This is a genomic window from Mesorhizobium sanjuanii, assembly GCF_002529485.1.
Lineage (GTDB): Bacteria > Pseudomonadota > Alphaproteobacteria > Rhizobiales > Rhizobiaceae > Mesorhizobium > Mesorhizobium sanjuanii.
In genome coordinates, this window is sequence record NZ_NWQG01000049.1 from 20,504 (window position 1) to 41,985 (window position 21,482).

Genomic DNA, 21,482 nt, shown 5'->3' on the forward strand with positions numbered 1-21,482 from the left:
TGTCAGGCGTGGGCTGAGGTGCGCGCAGGCGCCTTGACCGGAAGGGAATTCATCGCCGCGATGGTGTCGTCGAAGGAGACGAGCTTGCCGTCCGAGCCGAGGCCCATCGCCACCTTGGCGGCGACCGCCGAGGCAAAACGCGCCGAGCGTTCGAGATCCCAACCCTTGACGATGCCGACAATGATGCCGGCGGTGAAACTGTCGCCGCAGCCGGTGGTGTCGACAACCTGGATGTCGAAAGCCGGCAGGTGGAACGGCTTGCCGTTTTCCGGCGCGACATAGACGCCTTCGCCGCCAAGCGTGAGCAGACAGTTCCTGACGCCCTTCGACTTGAAGTAGGCGGCGACCTTGGCCGGATCGGCCTCGTTCGCCATTTCGCTGGCCTCGTCGATGCTCGGCACGAAATAGTCGATATAGGGCAGGCACGGCTCGACGAAGGCGATCGTTTCCGGTGTTGCCTGGATAAGATCGAAGGTGGTGGTGCGGCCGAGTTCCTTGGCGCGCTTGAGCAGGCGCACCGTCGGCTCGCCGTCGAAGCTTTTCAGCAGGCCGGTGCCGCCGACATGGACGACGGTCGCGTCGAGCGCGGCGTCGAGATCCTCGTCGGCGACACGGAAGACGGTCGCAGTGCCCGGCACGTGCAGAGCCGGCCGCTCGCCATTGGGGCGGACCGGCAGGATGGTGGAAGAGGTCTGCACGCTGCCGTCGCGGCGGACCAGACCGCAGTCGAGGCCGTATTTCTGCAGCTTGGCGACGAACCAGTCGCCCATGTCGTCGGTCCCTAACGTGGTCACGGCCTGGGTCTTCAGGCCGAGGATGGCGCAGTCCATTCCGGTCGCGCCGGCGGTGCCGGCAACGGTCATGCGGATCTCCTCGATATAGTCCGCCCTGCCGCCTTCCGGGATGCGCGAGACAGGGCGGCCGAGAATGTCGAGCACATAGAAGCCGACCGAACTGACATCGAAGCTGGGCATGTTTTTTGATCCTTTGAAAGGCAGGAGAGTCAGTGGCGGGCGCGGCGCAAGCCGAAGCTCACGGCAAGCACCAGGAAGACGAGCACGCCGATGCCGACCTGCTGCCAGTAGAAATTCCAGCCGATGAGCAGCAGCCCGTTCTTGACCACGGCGAGCAGCAGCACGCCAAGCAGGGTGCCGACCACTGTCGGCCGGCGCTCGGCGCTGAGCGTGGTGCCGATGAAGGTGGCGCCGATGGCGTCGAGCAGGAAGGCATTGCCGGACAGCGGCACGTAGGATTTCACCGTCGCCGACAACAGGATGCCGGTGATGCCGCAAAGCAGCGCGCAGCCGATATAGACCAGCGATTGCTGGCGCGGCACGGCAAGGCCCGAATACCAGGCGACCCCCGGCTGCGCCCCCATCGCCTGCACGGCGCGGCCGAAGACCGAGCGGTGCAGCAGGAGATAGACGACGACGATGCAGGCGATCAGCACCAGCACCGGCGTCGGCACGCCGAGCAGTGCGGTCCTGGCGATGGCGTTGAACTGGTCACCGGCATAGCCGGTGATCAGGTAGATCGGCTGGCCGCCGCTGGTCGCGAGTTGCTGCGTGCTCTGGCCGATGAACAGCACGCCGAGCGTCGCCAGGAACGGGCTGATCTTCAATCTGGTGATCAGGATGGCGTTGAGCACGCCGACGGCGACGGCCGCCAGCAGCCCGACGGTGACGCCGAAGACGCCGCCATAGCCGGCAGCAAGCAGCATGACGAACACCATCGAGGCCATGTCGACGGAGACGCCGACCGACAGGTCGATGCCGCCCGACGAGATGACGATGGTGAGGCCAAGCGCGACGATGGCCAGCATCACCACATTGTTGACCAGCACGTTGTAAAGGTTCGCCCCGGTGAGGAAGGTGGGGCTGGCCACGGCGAAGAACAGGCAGATCGCCAGGAAGGTGATGATGACGCTGTAGCTGGCGATGAAACCACCGAGCCTTTGCGCGCCGGAGGCGCCTGTGCCTTGCGAAACGCTCATCGTGATGCCTCCGGTCCGCGGGCGAATGAGGTGACGGCGACGACCAGCAGGATCAGCGCGCCCTGCACGCCATTGACCCAATAACTCGACACGTTGAGGAGCTGGAAGCCATTGGCAAGGAAGCCGATGAACAGCACGCTGAGCAGCGTGCCGCCGATGGTCGGCACCAGGCGCCGGGAAAAGACGGTGCCGAGCAGAGCGGCGGCCAGCACCGACAAAAGCATCTCACCGGAGCCGGGCGTGCTGGCGCTGAGCCGGGAGACAGCCAGCACGCTGGCGATGGCCGCGCAAAAGCCTGAGAACAGATAGGTGAAGCCGACGTGCAGCGGCACGTTGATGCCGGCGGCGCGCGCTGCCTCCGGATGGCCGCCGACGGCATAGAGCCGAAGGCCAAAGGTCGTCTTGTGGATGAAGACGAGCATGATGGCGGAAAACAGGATCAGGCACCAGGCAAGCGCCGAAATGCCGAGGAAGCTGCCCGACACAAGGAAGGCGAGCAGCGGCGAGGCGGCGCCGACCACCGTATTCTGCGTCAGGGTCAGCTCGGCGCCGGCGGCGATGTTCATCACCGCCAGCGACGCCAGCAGCGGCAGGATACCGAGGCCGACGACGGCGACCGCATTCAGCGCGCCGACCGCAATGCCGCAGGCGATGGCCGCAAGCAGCGCCACGGCATCGGGATAGCCGGCCTGCAGCACGGTGGCGAACACTGCGGCGCACAGGCCCATATTGGCCGCGATCGACAGGTCGATGCCGCCTTCGGTGACGTTCGAGCCGCCGCCGATGATGACCACGGCCATGCCGAAGGCGAGCACGCCGAGGATTGCCGACTGTTCGACGACGTTGATGAGGTTGAAGGAGGACAGGAAGCCCGGCGCGAACAGCGCGAAATAGATCATGATGAGCGCAAAGGTGGCGATGGCGCCGAGCCGCACGGCGGCCGCGCCGAGGCGCTTGCCGGTGTTTTGCACGCGCGGCTGCTTCTCGCTCTGCGCGGTGTCCGTGCCGGCGGCTTTCATCGTTGTTGCGGTCATGAGAAGGCCTCCGCCTTGGCGACACGGGCACCGGAAGAGGCGGCAAGCAGCCTGTCGCCGTCGAGCTCGGCACCAGAGAATTCGCCGGCGAGCCTGCCGCGATAGACGACGAGCACGCGGTCGCAAACGCCGACCAGTTCGAGCAGGTCGGACGACAGCATCAGGATGGCGGCGCCCTCGCCGGCCAGACGGTTCAAGAGATTGTAGATCTCGACCTTGGCGCCGACATCGACGGCAACGGTCGGCTCGTCGAGAATGTAGACGCGCGACTGGCAGCTCAGCCACTTGGCGATCGCCACCTTCTGCTGGTTGCCGCCGGAGAGCTGGCGCACCAGCGTGTCGCGGCCGGGCGTCTTGATCGACAATTCGCGGATCAGCCCGTCGACCGCCTGGTTCTCCTGCCGCCGCTTGACGAAGCCGCTGCCGCTGTAGCGGCCGAGGCTGGCAAGACTGATGTTCTCGCGCACCGAGAGATCAATGGCCACGCCATGAGCGCGGCGATCCTCCGGCAGCATGGCGATGCCGCCCCGGACGGCGTGAACCGGCGAGGACATCGACAAAGTCTTGCCCTCGACCTTGACCGAGCCGCGCTCGTCGCGGTCCAGCCCGAACAGGCACTGCACGATCTCCTTGGCGCCGGAGCCCAGCAGGCCGGTCAGCCCGACGATCTCGCCGCGGCGCACCGAGAACGAGATGTCCTCGAAACTGCCGGCCATGCCGAGATGCGAGACTTCGAGCACCGGCGCGCCGATTTCGACAGAGCGCTTGGGAAACATCTCGCCGACATCGCGCGCGATCATCATGGCGATGATCTCGTCGATCGGCGTCCGGGCCGGATCGACGGTGCCGACATCGGTGCCGTTGCGCATCACGGTGACGCGGTCGCAGAGCTGCTCGATCTCCTGCATGTAGTGCGAAATGAAGATCACGGCGATGCCATCGTCGCGCAGCCGGCGAAGCACGGCAAACAGGCTGTCGACCTCGCGCTTGACGAGTGCCGCCGTCGGTTCGTCGAGCACCAGCACCGAGGCCTTCTGCGCCAGTGCGCGGGTGATCTGGACGATCTTCTGCTGCGCCGTGGTCAGGTCCTGCACCAGGATGCCCACGGGGAGTTCGAGGTCGAAATAGCGCTTCAGGAGTTCGGCGGCGCGCCGGTTCATCGAACGGCGGCTGACGAAGGGGCCGAAGCCGAGTTCATGGCGCAGGAATACCGCCTCACCGACCGTGGCGGTCGGCACCAGCAAGCGGTCCTGGTGAATGAAATGGACGCCGAGCCGTTCGACTGAGGATGGGGTCAGATTGCCGACGGTCTCGCCGTTGACTGATATCGTGCCGCTGTCGGGCTTCAATATGCCGGCCAGCACCTTGATGATCGTCGACTTGCCGGCGCCATTCTGGCCGACGAGGCCATGGATAGTGCCTCGCGCTACTTCCAGATCGGCATCGTGAAGCGCCTGGACCGGACCAAAGCGCTTGGAGATGCCGGTCATCGAGATGGCGATTTGAGCTGCGGCGGGTTGCGCGGTCATGCCCTGCTCCTTGCGCGGTACTCTTTGCGCATGACGCCTGAAACCGGGATCGGTTGCATGCGCAGGTTTGAAAATACGGGAGCGCGTCGTGCGCGTCGAATCCGACACCTGGCGCTCCCCGGAGGCCGCGCCGCCGAAGCGGCGCGGCCCGAGCGATATGAGGCTTGGGAGGCCTTATTTCACGCCGGCCTTCTCTGCTGCCTCAAGGAACGGCTTGCCGGTGACGGCGGCGTTCTCCTTGTTGATCAGCACGGCAGGCACGAAGGTGAACGGCGGTACCTTCTGGCCGGCCAGGAACTTGGCCACGTTCTGCACCGAGGTCTTGCCGATCTCGTAGGGTTGCTGGGCGGCAACCGCTGCGGCCGGCGATTTCGCATCCATCACCATCTTGATGACTTCGGGGCTGCCATCGATGCCGTAGGTCTTCAGTTCCTGCCGACCGGCAGCCTCGGCGGCCTGGGTGGCGCCGATCTGCGGCACGTCCCAGCATGCCCAGACCGCGTTGAGCGAGCCCTTCTCAGGCGACTTGGTCAGCATGTCGGTGATGTTGGAATAGGCGGCCTGCACGGTGTTGGGGATGACGTCGCGCAGTTCCGGCTCGACGATCTTTACGTCCGGGAACGAGGACAGCACATATTTCATCTGGTCGTAGCGGATCTTGCAGACCGGCACGGAGTAGAAGCCGTTGAAGACGAGAACGTTGCCCTTGCCGCCCATGTCGGCGACCATCTGCAGGGCGATTTCGGCACCGATATTGTAGTTGTTCGAAGTGGTGTTGTTGATTGCATGGGGCGTCGCCGTATCGACAGTGAACAGCGGAATGTCGGCCTCGCGGATCTTGGCGAGCCACGGGTTAAGCACTTCAAGATTGCCAAGCACCTCGACGATGGCGTCGGGTTTCTGGGCAATCAGCGTCTGCAACTGTGCGATCTGCTGTTGGTCCTTGCGGCCGGCGTCGAGCGCGATCGCCTCGCCGCCAAGCGCCTTGATCTCGTCCTGTATGCCGCGGAACGCCATCAGGTCCCAATAGTGGTCGGTGCCGACGATGGAAACGCCGATGCGCTTGCCCTTGAGGGAAAGCTCTTGCGCCTGCGCGGCGGACAGGACGAACTGGAAACTGCACGCAGCCGCCAGCGCGATGGCCGCCGTCTTGAGGATGCTGTGTGATCTGCTCTGTTTGTTGGACATTGGTTTCCTCCACTTTGCCTTCAATAACCCTCAGAACCCGCTCTGAAGGACCTCACCGGCTCGATCCGGCAATTCGTTCGAACGCTCATGCGGCATCGACATCGTCGCGGCGGCCGTAGCTTGCCATCCTGCCGAGAACGTTCTGGATTTCGGCGTCCGACAGAAGCGGCGGTTCTCCGATCTGCAGACAGCCATGATATTGCCGCGCCAGCGTCTCGACCTCGACCGCCAGCCACATGGCATTGTCGAGCGAGGTGCCGACGGCAATCATGCCGTGTTGCGCGAGAAGACAAGCCTTGCGGCCCTCAAGCGCCTTGACCGCGTTGACCGAAAGCTCGGCCGTGCCGAAGGTCGCGTAAGGAGCGCAGCGTATGTCGTTGCCGCCGGCAACGGCGATCATGTAGTGGATCGCCGGGATCTTCCTGCCCATGATGGCAATGGTCGTGCAATAATTGGGGTGGGCATGGACGATCGCATTGACCTCCGGCCGCGCCTTCAGGATGTCGAGATGGAAGCGCCATTCGCTTGAAGCGTCGAGCCTGCCTTCGGTGTCGCCGGCCCAGTTCATGAACACGATGTCCTGCACCTCAAGTGTCTCGTATGGCGTGCTGGTCGGCGTGATCAGCATGCCTTCGCCGTGGCGCACGCTGATATTGCCCGAGGTGCCCTGGTTGATGCCGACCCTGTTCATCTCGATGCAGGCATCGATGATCGACTGGCGTATTTGCGTATCTGAGGCCGACATGTAGTTTCCCATTGCTTGCCGACCCATCACCAGGCCGTATAACCGCCGTCGATCGACAGGATCGCGCCGGTGACGTAGCTTGAGGCGGGCGACGCCAGGAACAGGATCGCCGAGGCGATCTCCCGCGGCTCGCCGCAACGCGCCATCGGCGTCATGTCCATCCACACATTGAAGAGTTCGGGGCGGTCGCGCATTTTCAGCGTCATATCGGTGGCGACATAGCCAGGAGCGAGGGCATTGACGCGCACGCCCATCGGCGCCCATTCGACGGCGAGCGCCTTGGTCAGCATATGCACCGCGCCTTTGCTGACCATGTAGGACGCCGCACTTTGCGGACGGTTGACGATCAGGCCCGACATCGAGCCGAGATTGACGATGCTGCCCTTGCCTTTCGCCACCATCTGGCGACCGAAGGCGCGCGAGGCCCAGTAGACACCGTTGACATTGATGTCCATGACCAGCCGCCATTCCTCATCAGGCGTGTCGAGCGCAGCATTGAGGCGGGCAATGCCGGCGCTGTTGACGAGAATGTCGATCTTGCCCAATTCGGCCGCCAGATCGGTGGCGGCGGCTTCCAATGCGTCCGGATCGGTGACGTCGAGCGGCCTTGTCGAGACGCTGGTGACACTCGCATCCGCGAGCGCGGCAACCGCCGCGTCCAGCACGCCCTGGTCGAGGTCGATCAGCACGACATGCGCGCCGCAGGAGCCAAGCGCCTTGGCCGCTTCGAAGCCGATGCCGCGCGCGCCGCCGGTGACCACGGCGACCTCGCCATCGAGATCCAGTTGACGCCTGTAATCCATACTCTTCCTCCGCGTCGGAACACGGCTCCGCCCTGCGCAAGGCAACAGCTTTGCGCTCGTCGCCAGCCGTCGCGGCGACGCCTCAGATCCGAACTTCCGAAAACTCCTCCCGACACCCCTAAGGGGGTGACGGTCCCCGCCCTCCTGGGATGACGAATTTCGTCACCCAGGGGATGGCGGCATGAGCAGACCCTAAGGTCGTTCCACGCTTATGTCAATCTGGTTATTACCAGAAAGAATATTTCTACAAGCTGGGCAAATCGGCAATGTGTTGCCTGGCAATCCCTATGCGTTGGTCGCGCTGCTCTGCTCGATGGACATGTGGATGCGCGCCACCGACGAGTTGTAGAGCGCCTGGTAATATTCGAGCGCGGCGCCATCGGCATCGTAGGCAATCGATTCGATCGAGATCAGCGGCGTGGTCGGCGCCACGCCCATCCGCTCCGCCTCCTCCAGCGTCGGCATTGCGGCCGTGAACCAGCGCTCGGCGCGCAGCACCGTCAGGCCATAGCGTTCCCTGATCGTCTGGAAGACCGACTGGTTTTCGATATTGATGGTCTCCAGCCCCGGCACCTTGTGGCCGGGCAGGCTGATATGGGTGAGCGTGATCGGCGCGCCGTCGGTCATGTAGACGCGGCCGATGCGCACAACGCTGCCGGTCTCGGGTATGCCGAAGACGCTGCTTTCCTTTTCGCTGGGCGGGCAGCGATAGAATTCGAAAGTGCGAGTCGAAACGACATGGCCCTTGGCCGTCAAGTCGCCGAAGACGCTGAGGTTCGAGGTCATGAAGTCGACATGCTCGCGCGGTGCGGCCACGAACATGCCCTTGCGCGGCATCTTGATGACGCGGCCGCCATTGGACAGCGAACCGATGGCGGCGCGCACCACGGGACGCGAGACGCCGAAGAAATCACACAGCGCCTGTTCGGAAGGGATGCGCGAATTGGCGGCCAGAACGCCGGTGTTGATCGCTTCCTCGATCTGGTTGCGCAGTTGCACCCAGAGCGGCGCGACGTTGTCGCGGTTGAGCTGGATCTTCGCGCCGATATCGCGGAAGGCTTCCGCAGCCTCCGCGTCTTCCTGGTCGTAGCGCGGTCTTCCCCGGGTCTTCAGCATCCACCCACCTTGAACTCTAGAGCGGCTCATCGTTTTTGCGCAGTTCCGGACGGAAAACCGTTTCACACTTTTCCTGGAATTGCTCTAGGCCCCGGTCGGAAAACCGGGCACCGGCATCATCGCCGTGCCTGATACACTCAATCTTTACGCGAGAAATCAAGCCCGGCGGTGAACCATCGCTGTGAGCCGGCAGTCTAGCCGGTCTGGCCGTTGCCATACCATGTGCCCTTCCCAATTCCATGCTGCGCCAAGTGCTTTGCATCAACCAACATTGCCAGATGTTTTTTGACGGTGTTGCGGTTTGCACCTGTCAGGTTGACGATCTCGCCTATAGTCATGCGTCCGCGCTCCTTTATGCCTTGAATGATTTGAAGTGAGAGTTCTGGCAGCGTGCCGAGCACGAGACGCTCACGCTCGATTTTCTTTTCAAGACGCCGCTTTTGCTGCTGAAGGGCGCGCAGGAAATACACAGCCCAGGGCTGCCAATTCGGCTTCGGACTGCGGATCGTTTTCTGGGTCTGGCGAAGGGCCAGATAATAGCCCTCCTTGCTGCTCTCGATCACGCTTTCGAGCGAAGAGTAGGGCACATACGCGTAGCCGCTGCGCATCAGCAGGAGCGTCGTCAGAACGCGCGACAGCCTTCCATTGCCGTCCTGAAACGGGTGGATCTCCAGAAACACCACAGTGAAGATTGCAACGACGAGCAGAGGATGCAGGCTTTGCTCGTTGAGCGTACCGCGCGTCCACTCGATAAGTTCCTTCATCCGCTTTGGCGTATCGAAAGGCGTCGCCGTTTCGAAGATGACGCCAATCTCTTTTCCCTCGGAATCGAACGCACTGACGTTGTTGGCGAGTGTCTTGTACGCGCCGCGATGACGCTCATCCTTGTTGCTGAACGCCAGCAGGTCACGGTGCAGCTGCGTGACGTGGTTTTCGGTCAGATCAATCGCAACGAAATGCGCAAAGATCATTTCCATGACCTGCGCATATCCTGCGACTTCCTGCTCGTCGCGGGATTCGAAGGATTTGATGTCGAGGTTAGCAAGCAGCCGCTCGACTTCGGCGTCCGTAAGCTTGCTGCCTTCGATACGGGTTGAAGAGCCAATGCTCTCGATGGTCGCAACGCGGCGCAAAGCCGCGAGACGCTCTGGCGCGAGCGTGCCCAGCGCTCGCCAAGCCCCCTTGAACTCGTCAATCTCCGAGACGAGGGCAAGGATTTCGGGGGTAATTTGCAGGGAATCGACCTTCAGAATCATACCCAAATATACCCAAAAATACCCAAAAGATCAAAAAACGGCCTTTTACCCAATAAATGACCCAAAAATACCCAAACGAGGTTTCACTAGCGCTTGCCGCCAGCCATTTTCGTAGCCGCCGGCAGACGCCGCAGAGCAAGCATGGCCGCCGCACCAATGAATGGTCCCGGCACCAGCAGCAGGAACGCCCAGCGCCAGCCGCCGAGCAGCGAAACGACATGCGGAACCAGCCAGATCACCAGCACGGTCAGCGCGAAGCCGAGCCCGAGCTGGACGGACAGCGCCGTGCCGACAAAGCGCCGGTCGCCGAGCTCGGTCACCGCCGCCGAGAACTGCGCCGAATCACCGATGATCGAAATGCCCCAGACAAGCGCGACCACAACAAACAGCCAAAGCGGCCCATCGAAGACAAAACCGATCAGCAGCGCGCAGAGGCCGGAAACGAGCATCAGGCCAGCCGTGGTGAAGGTACGGCCAAAACGGTCGGAAAGCACGCCGCCAAGCAGGCAGCCGCCGACACCGGCGGCGATTGCGCAGAATGTCAGAAGCGACGCCATGGTCGGCGAAACCTGCTGGGCTTCGAGCGCTGCGCGGGCATAGGCAAGCAGCCAGGCCCACATGGCGTAGAGCTCCCACATATGGCCGAGATAGCCGACATTGACGAGGACCAGCGGCCTGTCGCGGAAGACCGCGCCGATCTGACGGGGATCGAAGACCGCCTTGCCGAAGGGATACGGCCCCTCGCCGGCGAAGAACCAGAAGATGCCGGCGCCGATCAGAGTCGCCACAGTCGCGGCGATGACCACCAATTGCCAGTCGAGCGCACCGCTCAGCGCGCGGAACAGATGCGGCAGCGACGAGCCCAGCGTTAGCGCGCCGATGACGGCGCCGAGCGCGAGGCCCCTGCCCCGCACGAACCATGTCGAGACAAGCTTCAGGGCCGGCGGATAGACGCCGGCCAGCGCCACTCCGGTGAGGATGCGGGCGCAGACCAGACCGACCGGCCCCGGCTGCAGCAGCAGGCAGGCATTGGCGGCTGCGGCAAGCAGGGCGGAGAGCGCCATCAGCCGGTTCAGCCTGACGATGTCGGGCAAATTGGCCAGGCTCGACGCCAATGCGCCGGCGACGAAGCCGACCTGCACGCCATTGGTCAGCCAGGCCTCGATGGCGCCGGACAGGTGCCACGCCGCCTTCAGCTCGGGCGTGATCGCGGTTGCCGAGAACCAGGTGGTCAGCGACAGCACCACGGCGAGGCAAAGCAAGGCAAGGACGCTCCAGCGCTGCGCATCGTCGACGCCGTGCATTGCGTCGGGAATGGCCCGCGAGAGCGCCACGTCACTCAGGCCTTGGCCAAAGGCACGGTGAACACCGTCGCGGTTCCGGTCAGGCAGATGTCGCCGGCCTCGTTGCGTACCGACGTCTCGATCTTGCAGATCGGCTTGTCCTGTCGCACTTCCTTGATCTCGACGCGGCCGGTGATCATCTCGTCGACGCCGACCGCCTTGACGAATTTCCAGCCGACTTCGAGGAACACCGTGCCCGGACCGGGGAGGTCCTCCGCAACCAGCGCGTTGAGGATGCCCGAGGTGACGCCGCCCTGGACGATGAGCTTGCCGAAGACCGAGGCCTCGGCCAGCGCCTTGTCGTAGTGCAGCGGATTGCGGTCGCCGGTCATTTCGGTGAACGCCTCGATGTCCTCCAGCCGCGTGCGCCGCGAACGCTCGGCGAAGGCGCCGACTTGCGGCCGACCCTTGATGACGCCGATCCAGCCGTCCTTGGTCTCTGTGCTCATGAGCGTGTTCCCTCTATGGTTGGGTTGTCTGGTTGAGCCGGCACCGGCCGACGGTTTGAAGGCGGGCAGCAGGCGGCCGCCGATCCGCGTCGACGCGAGCACGAGCGGCTGCCCGACGGCGCAGGCGGCTTCATCGGCCACGATGAAGCTCAGCATGGTTGGGCCTTCCTCGAGCTCGACCAGGCCGACGACATAGGGAGCCGCCGGCAGCCAGCCGGGATGGCCGGGCTTGTGCACAACCGAGAAGGATTTGAGCCGGCCGCGGCCCGACGCCTCGCGCCAGGCGAGGCGATTGCTCCAGCAATGTGGGCAGATCGGCCTGGGATAGAACACCGCCCTGCCGCAGGCCTCGCAGGACTGGATCGCCAGCCGCCCCTGCGACGCCGCCTGCCAGAACGGCGCGGTCAGCGCGGTGATGGTCGGTCCTGGCGTCTTCAGGAGATCGAGATCGACGCTCATTGGCCGGCTCCCAGAACGAGCGCGGTCGCTTCGCTCATCGTCGCGCCATTGCCGGTGACGAGCGCCAGCCTTGCGTCGGCGATCTGCCGGCCTGTCGCCTCGCCGCGCAGTTGCCGCACGGCTTCCACGACATGGGTCATGCCGCCGGCAAGGTCGGGCTGGCCGAAGCCGAGCTGGCCGCCATGCGTATTCAATGGTGCATCGCCGGAGGGACCGAGATCGTGGTCGCGTACCCATTGGCCGAACTGCCCCGGAGTGCAGAGGCCGGCATCCTCGATCGTCGCCGCCACCATGATCGTGTAGCAATCGTAGAGCGACAAAAGGCTCATCTGGTCGGCACGCGTGCCTGACTGCGCGAAGGCGCGCGCCATTGCCGGCTTGAGCGGGCCGGAGGTCAGGCTCGGCGCCTGCGAGACCGCGCGGTGCGTCACCTTCTCGCCGGCGCCCAAAAGATGCACGGCTGGCTTTGCCAACTTGCGTGCCCGCTCAGCCGAGACGACGACGACCGCCTCGCCGCCGGCGACCGGCATGACGATCTCCAGGAGATGCAAGGGCGAGGCGACCATCGGCGAGGCCAGCACATCATCGACATCGGCCGGCTTGCCGTAGAAGATTGCATCGGGATTGAGCTGCGCGTTGCGGCGCGCCCAGGCGGCGATCGCGGCGAAGTCCTGCGGCGTCGAGCCGTATTCGGCCATATGCGCCTGCATCAGCAGCGCGTAGGAAATATTGGCGCCCGACGCGCCGAACGGCACGTCGAATTCGCGGATCGGGTTGCGGTTGGGCGAGCGCGCCGGCACCTCCTCGCGGGTGTTGGCCAGCACGCACAGCACCGCCTCGCACATGCCGGCCTCGATCGCCGCCGCCGCCCGCCAAACCATGCCGGCGCCGGAGGCGCCGCCGAGATCGACGACATTGGCCATGTCAGGCTTGAGGCCGAGATATTCGGCGACCGTCGCCGGCACATGCTGCGGCGTCTCGCCGACCTGCGGCCCGACCAGCAGGCCGTCGATATGACCGGGTTCAAGCCCGGCATCAAGGACGGCGAGCCTGGAGACTTCGGCGATCATCTCCAGCGTCGTGCGCCCCTCGGTGCGGCGTGTTGGCTTGAGCTCCCCGATGCCGGCGATGGCACCGCGTGATCTGGCCGCGCTCATGCCGCCTGGCTCCGGTCGAGCAGCCGGTATTCGTCAAGCGACTCCGGGTTGGCCAGCGATCCCAGATTCTTCACCGCCTTGCCCTCGATGACCGTGCGGGCGGCGCCCTCCACCCGCTTGCCGTTCAGTGTGTAGGGAATGGCCGAGACGGCATGGATGCGATGCGGCACATGGCGCGGCGAGGCCTGCTCGCGAATATGCTTGCGGATGCGCTGGGCGAGTTCCACCGTCAGGATGCTGCCTTCCTTCAGCTTCAGGCAGAGCAGGATTTCCTCGTCGCCGGTGATCGGCACGCCGAACACCAGGCAGTCCTCGATCTCCGCAAATTTCTCGCAGGCCGCATAGATCTCGGCGGTGCCTATCCTGACACCGCCCGGTTTGAGCGTGGTGTCGGAGCGGCCATGGACGATGGCCGAGCCATGCACTGTCATCTCGGCGATGTCGCCATGTGTCCAGATTTCGCGGCGCGCGGCAAAATAGGTGGCGTGGTAGCGTTCGTCGCCGCCCTCGCCCCAGAAGGTCAGCGGCATCGACGGGAACGGCTCGGTGCAGACGAGGTCGCCCTGGGTGGCTATGACCGGCGCGTTGCGCTCGTCCATCACCGCGACCGCCAGGCCGAGCCCCTTGACCGTCAGATGGCCCCGCCGCACCGGATGCAAAGGCGAGCCGAGCAGGAAGCAGCCGATGATCTCTGTGCCGCCCGAGATCGAAGCGAAGATCATGTCGCGCTTGACGTTCTCATAGACCCAGTCGAACTGGCCTGATGATACCGGCGCGCCGGCCGACAGCAGCGAACGCAATGCCGACAGATCGTGCCTGGTGCCTGGCGCGTAGTGTTCGTCGGCGAGCGTAGCCAGATATTTCGGGCTGATGCCGAAATGGGTGACGCCGGCCCTTTCGGAGACGCGCCAGAGCGGGCTCGGGTCGAGACCGCCTGGCGACTTCAGGATCGGCGCGCCGTCATAGAGCACGACCGTGGCATTGCAGGCGAGGCCGGAGATCAGCCAGTGATACATCATCCAGGCGGTGTTGGTGTACCAGCTCATGACGTCGCCCGGCCTGACATCGCCATGCAGCAGATGTTCCTTGACGTGCTGGAGCAGGACACCGCCGGTGGAATGCACGATGGCTTTGGGGGCGCCTGTCGTGCCCGAGGTGTAGAGGATGTAGGCCGGGTGCGAGAACGGCACCCGTTCGAAGGCGAGGTCGCCTTCCCTGCCGAAGGACTCGAAGCCGATGCAGGAAACGCCGGCCGGGGCCTGCACCGTAGCTTGATCGCCGCAGATCACCAGCGTTGTCAGGCCGGGCATGCCGGCGGCGATCTCGCCAAGCCGGCCGGCAGTATCGTGATCCTTGCCGCCATAGCGGTAGCGCGGCGTGGCGAACAGCACCTTCGGCTCGATCTGGCCGAGCCGGTCGAGGATGGCCGAGACACCGAAATCCGGCGAGCAGGACGACCACACCGCGCCGATGGACAGCGTGGCGAGCAGCGCCGCCAGCGCCTCCATGCGGTTGGGCAGGATGCCGCCGACGCGGTCGCCGCGCCCGACGCCGGCTGCCTTCAAGCCATGCGCGGTGCGGGCGACCATGTTCCGCAATTCGCCGCGGCTGTAGTTGCGGAAATGTCCGGTTTCGTCGGCCTCTACGATGGCAAGTGCGTCGTCATCGCCGCGCAGCAGGTTCTCGGCGAGGTTGAGGCTGGCCTCGGGAAAGAAGGCACTGCCGGTCATCGGGGCGGACGGATCGGCGCGGAACGCAATCGCGCCCGGCTCGCCGATGACACCGGCAAACTCCCAGACGGCGCGCCAGAAGGCGCCCTTCTCGCCAATCGACCAGCGATGCAGCGTCTCGTAGTCATGCGGGTCGAAGCCGTTTTCAGCGGCGAAACGCGCAAGGCCGGAGTTCTTGAACGCGGCCGAAGCCGGCGTCCAGAGCACGCTGGATGTCATCAATTCCTCCCGGAAATTCGTTTGGCGTTTCGCTCTTGGCGTTGCGCCCGACACCAGCTAGAATATTGGTTATAACCAGAATGTCAAGAAGCCGAAGCGGGTGCTGTCCGTCTTCGCCCAGGAGTGACAAATCACATGCAGGACGTGTTCATCGTAGCCGCCAGACGCACGCCGATCGGCAAGCTCAACGGCGCCTTCGCCGGGATCCCCGCCGCCGACCTCGGCGCAGCGGTGATCGGCTCGCTGCTCGAAGAGACCGGGATCGACGGCGATGCGATCTCTGAAATCATCATGGGCCAGGTGCTGACCGGTGGCGCCGGCCAGAACCCGGCCCGGCAGGCGGCGCTGAAGGCCGGCATTCCGGTCGGCGTGCCAGCGATGACCGTGAACAAGGTCTGCGGCGCCGGCCAGAAGTCGATCCATCTCGCCGCCCAGGCGATACGCTGCGGCGATGCCGACATCGTCATTGCCGGCGGCCAGGACTCCATGACGGAGGCGCCGCATCTGATCTACGGCGCGCGCCGCGGCGTTAGGATGGGCGACCACGAGATCAAGGATTCGATGATCGTCGACGGCCTGTGGGATGCACCCAACCAGGTACATATGGGGGTGACGGCGGAAGGCCTGGCGCGGCGCTATCAGATCACACGCGACGAGCAGGACCGCTTCGCGCTGGCCTCACAGGAAAAAGCGGCCAAAGCGATCGCCGCAGGGCGCTTCGCCGGCGAGGTCGTGCCTGTCACTGTCACGGAGAAGCGCGAGGACTTTGTCGTCGCAACCGACGAGCATCCCAATCCCAACTCGACGCTGGACACCCTGTCCCGTTTGCGGCCGGTTTTCGACACGGACGGCACCATCACGGCCGGCAATTCGTCCGGGCTCAACGATGGCGCCGCGGCGGTGATGGTGGTCTCGGAAAAGCGCATGAACGAGCTCGGCCTGACGCCGCTGGCGCGTATTGCCGCCTACGCGTCGGCCGGCGTCGAGCCGATGGAGATGGGGCTAGGGCCGGTGGCGGCCTCGCGCAAGGCGCTGGACAAGGCCGGCTGGACGGCATCGGACCTCGATCTGCTCGAAATCAACGAGGCCTTTGCCGCGCAGGCCATTGCGGTCGATCGCGAGATGGGCTGGGACGGCGGCCTGATCAACGTCAATGGCGGCGCGATCGCGCTCGGCCACCCGCTGGCCGGCTCCGGCTGCCGGATCGTCGTTACGCTGCTGCATGAAATGGTCAAGCGCGGCGCAAAGCGCGGCCTCGCCTCGCTCTGCATCGGCGGCGGGCTGGGCGTCGCCATCTGCCTGGAACGCTGACGGCGTTCAGGATTGCGGAAGGATGACGACGTTGTCGGAGTCCCAGAAAACTTCCGTATTCTCACCCGGTTTCGGCAGGCTTGTGCGCGTGCTGCGCTGGACCTGGACACGAACGCGGACACCGTCAGCGAGACGGATGGTGTAGAACGACCTGCTGCCTATGAAGATGACATCCTCGACCTGCCCGATCGCCGATTGCGTGGTGTCATTGTCCCGGTTGAAGCGGAAGGATTCCGGTCGAATTGAGACGATCACCTTGCCGCGCAATTCGCCGGCTGGGACGATGGAGCTGTGAAAGCGGAGTCCCGATCCGGTGACGGCCGTCATACCGGAGGCATCGTCGCCTGCCATTGCCGCCTCGAACAAATTGGTCTCGCCAAGGAATTTGGCGGCGAACAGCGATTTCGGCGCCGCGTACATGGTTTCGGGCCGGTCGATTTGCACGATGCGGCCCTTCTCCATGAGGACGACGCGATCCGAGAGGATCATCGCCTCGTCCTGGTCGTGCGTGACGTAGACGAAGGTGGCGCCGGTCTCGGCATGAATGCGCTTCATCTCGACCAGCATGTGCTGGCGGATCTTCAGATCGAGCGCGGCAAGCGGCTCGTCGAGCAGCAGGACTTTCGGGCCATTGACCAGCGCCCGGGCGAGCGCCACGCGCTGGCTCTGGCCGCCGCTTAACTCGTTGATATAGCGGTTGGCGAAGCTGTCGAGCTGAACGATGTGCAGCATGCGCTGGACGCGCTCGCGAATTTCCGCCTTGGGCGTGCCCTTGACCTTGAGGCCGAAGGCGACGTTCTCGAAAACGTCGAGATGCGGGAAAAGCGCATAGCGCTGGAAGACCATGTTCACCGGCCGCCGCTCGGGTGGTTGGCCGGCACAATCCCGGCCATCGATCTTGATGGAACCGGCGGTCACCGCCTCGAAACCGGCTATGAGCCGCATCAGGGTTGTCTTGCCGCAACCGCTGGGTCCGAGCAAGGTTACGATCTCGCCCTGTTCGATGGACAGGTTGATGTCGCTCAGCGCCTGGAAGGAGCCGAACATTTTCTGGGCCGCGGTGATCTCGATCACGGGCGGGCGGATTGTCATGCCTGTCGATCCTTATGACACGGTGCGGCCGGCGACGGCCGATCTTCTGCGCAGATGGCCGATGAGCCAGGCGGCGACGAGGATGACGATGGAGAACACCAGAGCGAGAGTGGAAATGGCGTTGATGAGCGGCGTCACGGTGCGGCGCATCATCGACCAGATATACATGGGCAATGTCGTCTCGGTGCCGGCGACGAAGGAGGTCACGACGAATTCGTCGAAAGACACGGCAAACGCCAATATGGCCGAGGCGATCAAAGTCGGCGCGATCAGAGGCAGCGTCACCTTGCCGAAGGTCTGCATCTGACTGGCGCCGAGGTCGCGCGATGCCTCCTCCAGCGATGGATCGAACAAAGCAAGCCTGGCGCGCATCGCCACGATCAGAATGGGCAGTGCCAGCACCACATGCGAGATGACGATGGTTACCGTCGAGAGCTGGACGCGGGCCTGCGCGAACAGCACCAGAAGCGAGACGCCGACGAAGAGGCCGGGTAGTGCGATCGGCGTCAGGCACAGCACCTCCAGCAAGGCGCGGCCGCGGTGCCCCAGGCGAAGCCAGGCGAGAGAAGCCGCCGCTCCGAGGACCAGCGTGATCAAGGCGGTGAAACCGGCGACGGTGAGGCTCTTGACCAGGGCCGAACCGAGCTGGGCATTGCCGAGCACTTCGGCGTACCAGCGCAGACTGAAGCCGGCAAAAGGAAACGACAGCGAAGGGCTCGCATGGAAAGAGAACAGAACGATGATCACCAGGGGCATCAACAGGAACGCCAGGATCGACCAGACCACCAGTTTGAGCAGCACGCGTCAGCCCCCCGCTTTTCTGGCCGGCCTGCGCTTCACGACCAGGCCCGTTGCGCGCCCAAGCCCCATCACCGAGAGGTAGATGACGATCGACACCAGGAACATCAGGAAGGCCTGGGCGGCACCCAGCGGCCAGTTGCCGGTCTTGCGGAACTGATCGGCGATCAGCAGTCCCGTCGTCTGGCCCGACGAGCCGCCCAACATCTGCGGCGTGACATAGTCACCCGCAACCATGACGAAGGTCAGCATGAAGGCGCCGACCAGGCCACTGGCCGCGTTGGGCGCGATGACGCGGAAGAAGGCGCCAAGCGGAGAGGCGCCAAGGTCGCGCGCGGCATCGATAAGATCCTTCTTGATCTCGCTGAGCGAGGACACCACCAGAAGGATGCAGAACGGCAGGTAGATGTGGATCAGCGTGATGGCGACCGCAAAGCGGCTGAACAGGAACACGTCTACCGGCGTATCGACGATGCCGGCCTGGATGAGAATAGTGTTGAGGACGCCGCTGGTGCCAAGCAAGGTGCGCCAGGCATAGATGCGGACAAGGTAGCTGGAGAACCAGGTGATCAGGATAAGGTAGAGGATGACCTGCGAGCGGCTGACATAGACGAGGTAGTAGCCGACCGGGATCGCCAGCACCAGCGTGATCGATGCCGTGACCAGCCCGATCAGGATGGCGTTGATCGTCACCGTCCAGAACAATGGCGACATCAGCGAATTCAGATAGTTTGAAAACACGAAGTCCGGCACGATCCTGTACGAAGCCGCCGTCCAGAAACTGTAGACGAACAGGATCAGGCTCGGCACGACGAAAAACATGACCATGTACAGAACGGCCGGCGCGGCCAGCAGGCCGCCCATCCTGATGCTTGGTGCCTTCATGAACGACCTATCCCACGCAAAGACCCGCTATCGGCGATCACGCCTATAGCCGTGTCTCATTTCAGCCTGTTGACACCGGGGAAGTCTACATCCCTGCCTTGAATTCCTGCCACGCCGCGATCCAGTCGTCATAGGTGGCATGGGTGTCGGATGCCCGCGGCGGAATGCCGGGCAGGCCGGCGGCGAAGATGCTGTCGATGGCATTGTAGTCGATGCGGTTGCGCGACTTCTCGTCAAGCAGTGCGACTGCCTTTTTGGAAACCGGCGCCTGAACCACGGCCATGGCGACCTTGGCCTGCACCGCTGGGTCAAGCGACTGGTTGATGAAGGCATGAGCCGCCTCGACATTGTCCGCCGAAATCGGGATGAACCAGGCATCCACCCACAGGACCGGGCCTTCCTTCGGCATGGCCATCTCGATCTTCATGTTCTGCTGGTCGGTCTGCGTGATGATCGAGGGATCGGCGCAAAGTGCCGCAACGACCTCGCCGGAAACCATGAGGTTGACAAGCTCGCCCTGGTTGAGGGCGATGACGCGGGCCTGATCGCGGTATTTGGAAAATTCCGCGAAAGCCTTGCCAAGTTCGTCCTTGGTCAGCAGCGGATATTTCTCGCCAAGGCCGGCGACGCGCGCGGCGACCGGCCAGGAACTCACAGTGTCGTCCATGATGGCGATCTTGCCCTTGAGCGAAGGATCGAGCAGGTCGGCGTAGGATGCCGGCTTGGCCAGCTTGTCGGCATTGAACAGGATGGTGTTGAAGCCCCAGATATAGGGCGATCCCCAATGTTGCCCCTCGGCGAACCAGGTCGGCTGGTCGTAGAACTGGCTGAAGAGATTGTCGGCGTTGTAGTTCGGCACTTTCGAGACATCGATCGGAGTTACGATCTTCATTTCCCTTATGTAGAGATCCGCATAGGCCTGGTTGTATTCGGCCAGATCGATGGGCGGCGGGTTGCCGGCGACGAATTTTGCCTGCACGTCATCCTGATTGGCGATCGACGTGGCCTCCACCGTCACGCCATTTGTCTTGCGCCAGTCTGCAAGCTCATTGGTCAGGTCATAACCTTCCCAGGCCATGACCTGGAGTTCGCCCCCGGCAGCCGCCTGCGCCGGCAGCGAGGACAGCCTCAACAGGAACGCCCCGGCTCCAAGGCCGGCCATTCCGGCGAGAGCGGCCCGCCTGCTGATCGCCGATGTGACCAAGCTCGAATTGGCATTGTCTCCTGCTTTGCGCGTCATGATGAGTTCCCCTTTTTTTGATGGCAGTTTCGACAACCTTGCTTTACAGGATATTGGATACAATAATCATCGGAGTCAAACGAAATCGTCCTGCCGCTGGGGCCTGGCTTTGATTTCCTTTTGAAGATTTCATGGCGGATCGGGATATCGACCGCCTTGGCCGCCGGCCCGCTCAAGGCTACGAGCGCCGGTATGGCAATGACTGACGCTCAACGTTTTCATGCGAGTGCGAAAAAGCCGATCGCCAATATGGCGCGCCCGAAATTCGGATTGTGTCGCCGTCCTTTCGGACGGCCCGGATCCAGATCGACCTGGATTATTTCCCGGCTCCGCCAAGCAGGCCGCGCACGAATGCCTTTTGGAAGAGGAGATAGGTGACCATCACCGGAAGAAGTGAGATAAGCGTGGCCGCCATCAGCGGACCGTACTCGACCTGCAGGCTGCTGGCGAAGCCGGCTATCGTCGCCGTGACAGGCGTCGCTTTGTCACTCGTCGTCAGGGTGATGGCGAAGAGCAGGTCGTTCCAGATGGCGCGGCTCTGGATGATCGCAAGCGCGGCGAGACCAGATCCCGATGCCGGAAGCAGAAGCCGCCAGAAATAACCTACCGGAGTGCAACCGTCGATCAGCGCCGCTTCATACATCGACCTCGGCACCGAGGCGAAGAAATTGCGCATGAAAAAAGTGCAGAAGGGAACGCTGTAGGCGGTGTGCACCAGCCACATGCCGGGAATGCTGTCGTAAAGGCCGAGCGACTTGATCAGAAAGAACAGGGGAATCTGGACGATCTGGAACGGCACGAGCATGCCCGTCAGCAGGAAGAAATAGACCACGCGTCCCCCGGCTCCGCGCATATAGGCAAGCGGATAGCCGGAGATCGCGCCGACCAGCAGCGAGAAGATCACCGATGGCACCGTGATCGCAATCGAGTTCAGGAAGCTTCGCCCCATCCGATCGTAAGCGATGGCGTAGTTCTGGAAGTAGAGCTCGTTCGGCAACGCGATCACCCGCGTTATTTCGGATGGCGATTTGAGCGACGTCAGGAACGCGACGACCAGGGGCGCGGCAAATATCACCGCTGCCACCACCAGGATCGAAAAGGGTAGCGCCGTGCGCCTGGCAACCGCTGTGTTCAT

At 63.7% G+C, this 21,482-nt stretch carries 19 protein-coding genes; 1 reads left to right on the plus strand and 18 read right to left on the minus strand.

The annotated features are described in order from the left end of the window. Nucleotides 1-2: 2 nt before the first annotated feature. From CN311_RS09720 to CN311_RS09785, 13 genes are all read right to left on the minus strand, one after another. Entirely contained in the window at nucleotides 3-974 is a 972-nt protein-coding gene (locus CN311_RS09720; protein ID WP_097573164.1) for a carbohydrate kinase family protein, read from the minus strand. A gap of 29 nt (nucleotides 975-1,003) precedes the next feature. Continuing rightward, on the minus strand, nucleotides 1,004-1,993 hold the full coding sequence (locus CN311_RS09725) for an ABC transporter permease (RefSeq protein WP_097573166.1): 990 nt from the start codon (nucleotides 1,991-1,993) through the stop codon (nucleotides 1,004-1,006). Beyond that, nucleotides 1,990-3,027: an ABC transporter permease gene (locus tag CN311_RS09730; RefSeq protein WP_097573168.1), complete on the minus strand. Its 1,038-nt coding sequence runs from the start codon at nucleotides 3,025-3,027 to the stop codon at nucleotides 1,990-1,992. Before CN311_RS09730 ends, CN311_RS09725 begins: the two co-directional genes overlap by 4 nt. After that, nucleotides 3,024-4,556, minus strand: coding sequence for a sugar ABC transporter ATP-binding protein (locus CN311_RS09735; RefSeq protein ID WP_245440789.1), 1,533 nt, complete (start codon nucleotides 4,554-4,556; stop codon nucleotides 3,024-3,026). The genes CN311_RS09730 and CN311_RS09735 overlap by 4 nt, the downstream gene beginning before the upstream one ends. A 174-nt stretch (nucleotides 4,557-4,730) precedes the next feature. Continuing rightward, nucleotides 4,731-5,744 (minus strand): sugar ABC transporter substrate-binding protein, encoded by a 1,014-nt coding sequence (locus tag CN311_RS09740; protein ID WP_097573170.1) that lies wholly within the window; start codon nucleotides 5,742-5,744, stop codon nucleotides 4,731-4,733. Between the two features lie 85 nt (nucleotides 5,745-5,829). After that, complete coding sequence (locus CN311_RS09745; RefSeq protein WP_097573171.1) at nucleotides 5,830-6,489, minus strand: L-fuculose-phosphate aldolase; 660 nt, start codon at nucleotides 6,487-6,489, stop codon at nucleotides 5,830-5,832. Between the two features lie 26 nt (nucleotides 6,490-6,515). Next, nucleotides 6,516-7,292, minus strand: coding sequence for an SDR family NAD(P)-dependent oxidoreductase (locus CN311_RS09750; RefSeq protein ID WP_097573173.1), 777 nt, complete (start codon nucleotides 7,290-7,292; stop codon nucleotides 6,516-6,518). A gap of 285 nt (nucleotides 7,293-7,577) precedes the next feature. Beyond that, nucleotides 7,578-8,408: a GntR family transcriptional regulator gene (locus tag CN311_RS09755; protein ID WP_097573175.1), complete on the minus strand. Its 831-nt coding sequence runs from the start codon at nucleotides 8,406-8,408 to the stop codon at nucleotides 7,578-7,580. A 194-nt stretch (nucleotides 8,409-8,602) separates the two neighbouring features. Then, entirely contained in the window at nucleotides 8,603-9,664 is a 1,062-nt protein-coding gene (locus CN311_RS09760; protein WP_097573177.1) for a Fic family protein, read from the minus strand. Nucleotides 9,665-9,750: 86 nt separating this feature from the next. Then, on the minus strand, nucleotides 9,751-10,998 hold the full coding sequence (locus tag CN311_RS09765; RefSeq protein ID WP_342586615.1) for an MFS transporter: 1,248 nt from the start codon (nucleotides 10,996-10,998) through the stop codon (nucleotides 9,751-9,753). A 5-nt stretch (nucleotides 10,999-11,003) separates the two neighbouring features. Next, nucleotides 11,004-11,915, minus strand: a complete 912-nt coding sequence (locus CN311_RS33375; RefSeq protein ID WP_245440790.1) for an OB-fold domain-containing protein — start codon at nucleotides 11,913-11,915, stop codon at nucleotides 11,004-11,006. After that, entirely contained in the window at nucleotides 11,912-13,072 is a 1,161-nt protein-coding gene (locus CN311_RS09780) for a thiolase family protein (RefSeq protein WP_097573181.1), read from the minus strand. The genes CN311_RS33375 and CN311_RS09780 overlap by 4 nt, the downstream gene beginning before the upstream one ends. Beyond that, nucleotides 13,069-15,021 carry an acetoacetate--CoA ligase gene (locus CN311_RS09785; RefSeq protein WP_097573183.1) on the minus strand — a complete coding sequence of 651 codons (1,953 nt, stop codon included), beginning with the start codon at nucleotides 15,019-15,021 and terminating at the stop codon, nucleotides 13,069-13,071. Before CN311_RS09785 ends, CN311_RS09780 begins: the two co-directional genes overlap by 4 nt. A 135-nt stretch (nucleotides 15,022-15,156) precedes the next feature. Here CN311_RS09785 and CN311_RS09790 point away from each other — a divergent pair, with 135 nt between their 5' ends. Beyond that, nucleotides 15,157-16,332: an acetyl-CoA C-acetyltransferase gene (locus tag CN311_RS09790; protein WP_097573185.1), complete on the plus strand. Its 1,176-nt coding sequence runs from the start codon at nucleotides 15,157-15,159 to the stop codon at nucleotides 16,330-16,332. A gap of 6 nt (nucleotides 16,333-16,338) precedes the next feature. On the opposite strand, the gene CN311_RS09795 is transcribed toward CN311_RS09790, so the two are convergent. The 5 genes from CN311_RS09795 to CN311_RS09815 all read right to left on the minus strand — a co-directional run bounded on the left by CN311_RS09795 (nucleotide 16,339) and on the right by CN311_RS09815 (nucleotide 21,482). After that, entirely contained in the window at nucleotides 16,339-17,424 is a 1,086-nt protein-coding gene (locus CN311_RS09795) for an ABC transporter ATP-binding protein (protein WP_097573187.1), read from the minus strand. A 12-nt stretch (nucleotides 17,425-17,436) separates the two neighbouring features. Then, nucleotides 17,437-18,225 carry an ABC transporter permease gene (locus CN311_RS09800; protein ID WP_097573189.1) on the minus strand — a complete coding sequence of 263 codons (789 nt, stop codon included), beginning with the start codon at nucleotides 18,223-18,225 and terminating at the stop codon, nucleotides 17,437-17,439. A gap of 3 nt (nucleotides 18,226-18,228) precedes the next feature. Further along, nucleotides 18,229-19,107: an ABC transporter permease gene (locus CN311_RS09805; RefSeq protein ID WP_097573192.1), complete on the minus strand. Its 879-nt coding sequence runs from the start codon at nucleotides 19,105-19,107 to the stop codon at nucleotides 18,229-18,231. 85 nt (nucleotides 19,108-19,192) lie between these two features. Further along, nucleotides 19,193-20,347, minus strand: a complete 1,155-nt coding sequence (locus tag CN311_RS09810; protein WP_097573194.1) for an ABC transporter substrate-binding protein — start codon at nucleotides 20,345-20,347, stop codon at nucleotides 19,193-19,195. Between the two features lie 316 nt (nucleotides 20,348-20,663). Continuing rightward, nucleotides 20,664-21,482 (minus strand): carbohydrate ABC transporter permease, encoded by an 819-nt coding sequence (locus CN311_RS09815; protein WP_097573197.1) that lies wholly within the window; start codon nucleotides 21,480-21,482, stop codon nucleotides 20,664-20,666.

Coding starts and splice junctions, on each gene's coding strand:
- CN311_RS09760 (WP_097573177.1), bottom strand. CDS start 9,664: ATGATTCTGAAGGTCGATTCCCTGCAAATTACCCCCGAAATCCTTGCC.
- CN311_RS09790 (WP_097573185.1), top strand. CDS start 15,157: ATGCAGGACGTGTTCATCGTAGCCGCCAGACGCACGCCGATCGGCAAG.
- CN311_RS09780 (WP_097573181.1), bottom strand. CDS start 13,072: ATGAGCGCGGCCAGATCACGCGGTGCCATCGCCGGCATCGGGGAGCTC.
- CN311_RS09785 (WP_097573183.1), bottom strand. CDS start 15,021: ATGACATCCAGCGTGCTCTGGACGCCGGCTTCGGCCGCGTTCAAGAAC.
- CN311_RS09740 (WP_097573170.1), bottom strand. CDS start 5,744: ATGTCCAACAAACAGAGCAGATCACACAGCATCCTCAAGACGGCGGCC.
- CN311_RS09805 (WP_097573192.1), bottom strand. CDS start 19,107: ATGAAGGCACCAAGCATCAGGATGGGCGGCCTGCTGGCCGCGCCGGCC.
- CN311_RS09730 (WP_097573168.1), bottom strand. CDS start 3,027: ATGACCGCAACAACGATGAAAGCCGCCGGCACGGACACCGCGCAGAGC.
- CN311_RS09815 (WP_097573197.1), bottom strand. CDS start 21,482: ATGAACACAGCGGTTGCCAGGCGCACGGCGCTACCCTTTTCGATCCTG.
- CN311_RS33375 (WP_245440790.1), bottom strand. CDS start 11,915: ATGAGCGTCGATCTCGATCTCCTGAAGACGCCAGGACCGACCATCACC.
- CN311_RS09750 (WP_097573173.1), bottom strand. CDS start 7,292: ATGGATTACAGGCGTCAACTGGATCTCGATGGCGAGGTCGCCGTGGTC.
- CN311_RS09725 (WP_097573166.1), bottom strand. CDS start 1,993: ATGAGCGTTTCGCAAGGCACAGGCGCCTCCGGCGCGCAAAGGCTCGGT.
- CN311_RS09745 (WP_097573171.1), bottom strand. CDS start 6,489: ATGTCGGCCTCAGATACGCAAATACGCCAGTCGATCATCGATGCCTGC.
- CN311_RS09755 (WP_097573175.1), bottom strand. CDS start 8,408: ATGCTGAAGACCCGGGGAAGACCGCGCTACGACCAGGAAGACGCGGAG.
- CN311_RS09810 (WP_097573194.1), bottom strand. CDS start 20,347: ATGACGCGCAAAGCAGGAGACAATGCCAATTCGAGCTTGGTCACATCG.
- CN311_RS09720 (WP_097573164.1), bottom strand. CDS start 974: ATGCCCAGCTTCGATGTCAGTTCGGTCGGCTTCTATGTGCTCGACATT.
- CN311_RS09795 (WP_097573187.1), bottom strand. CDS start 17,424: ATGACAATCCGCCCGCCCGTGATCGAGATCACCGCGGCCCAGAAAATG.
- CN311_RS09735 (WP_245440789.1), bottom strand. CDS start 4,556: ATGACCGCGCAACCCGCCGCAGCTCAAATCGCCATCTCGATGACCGGC.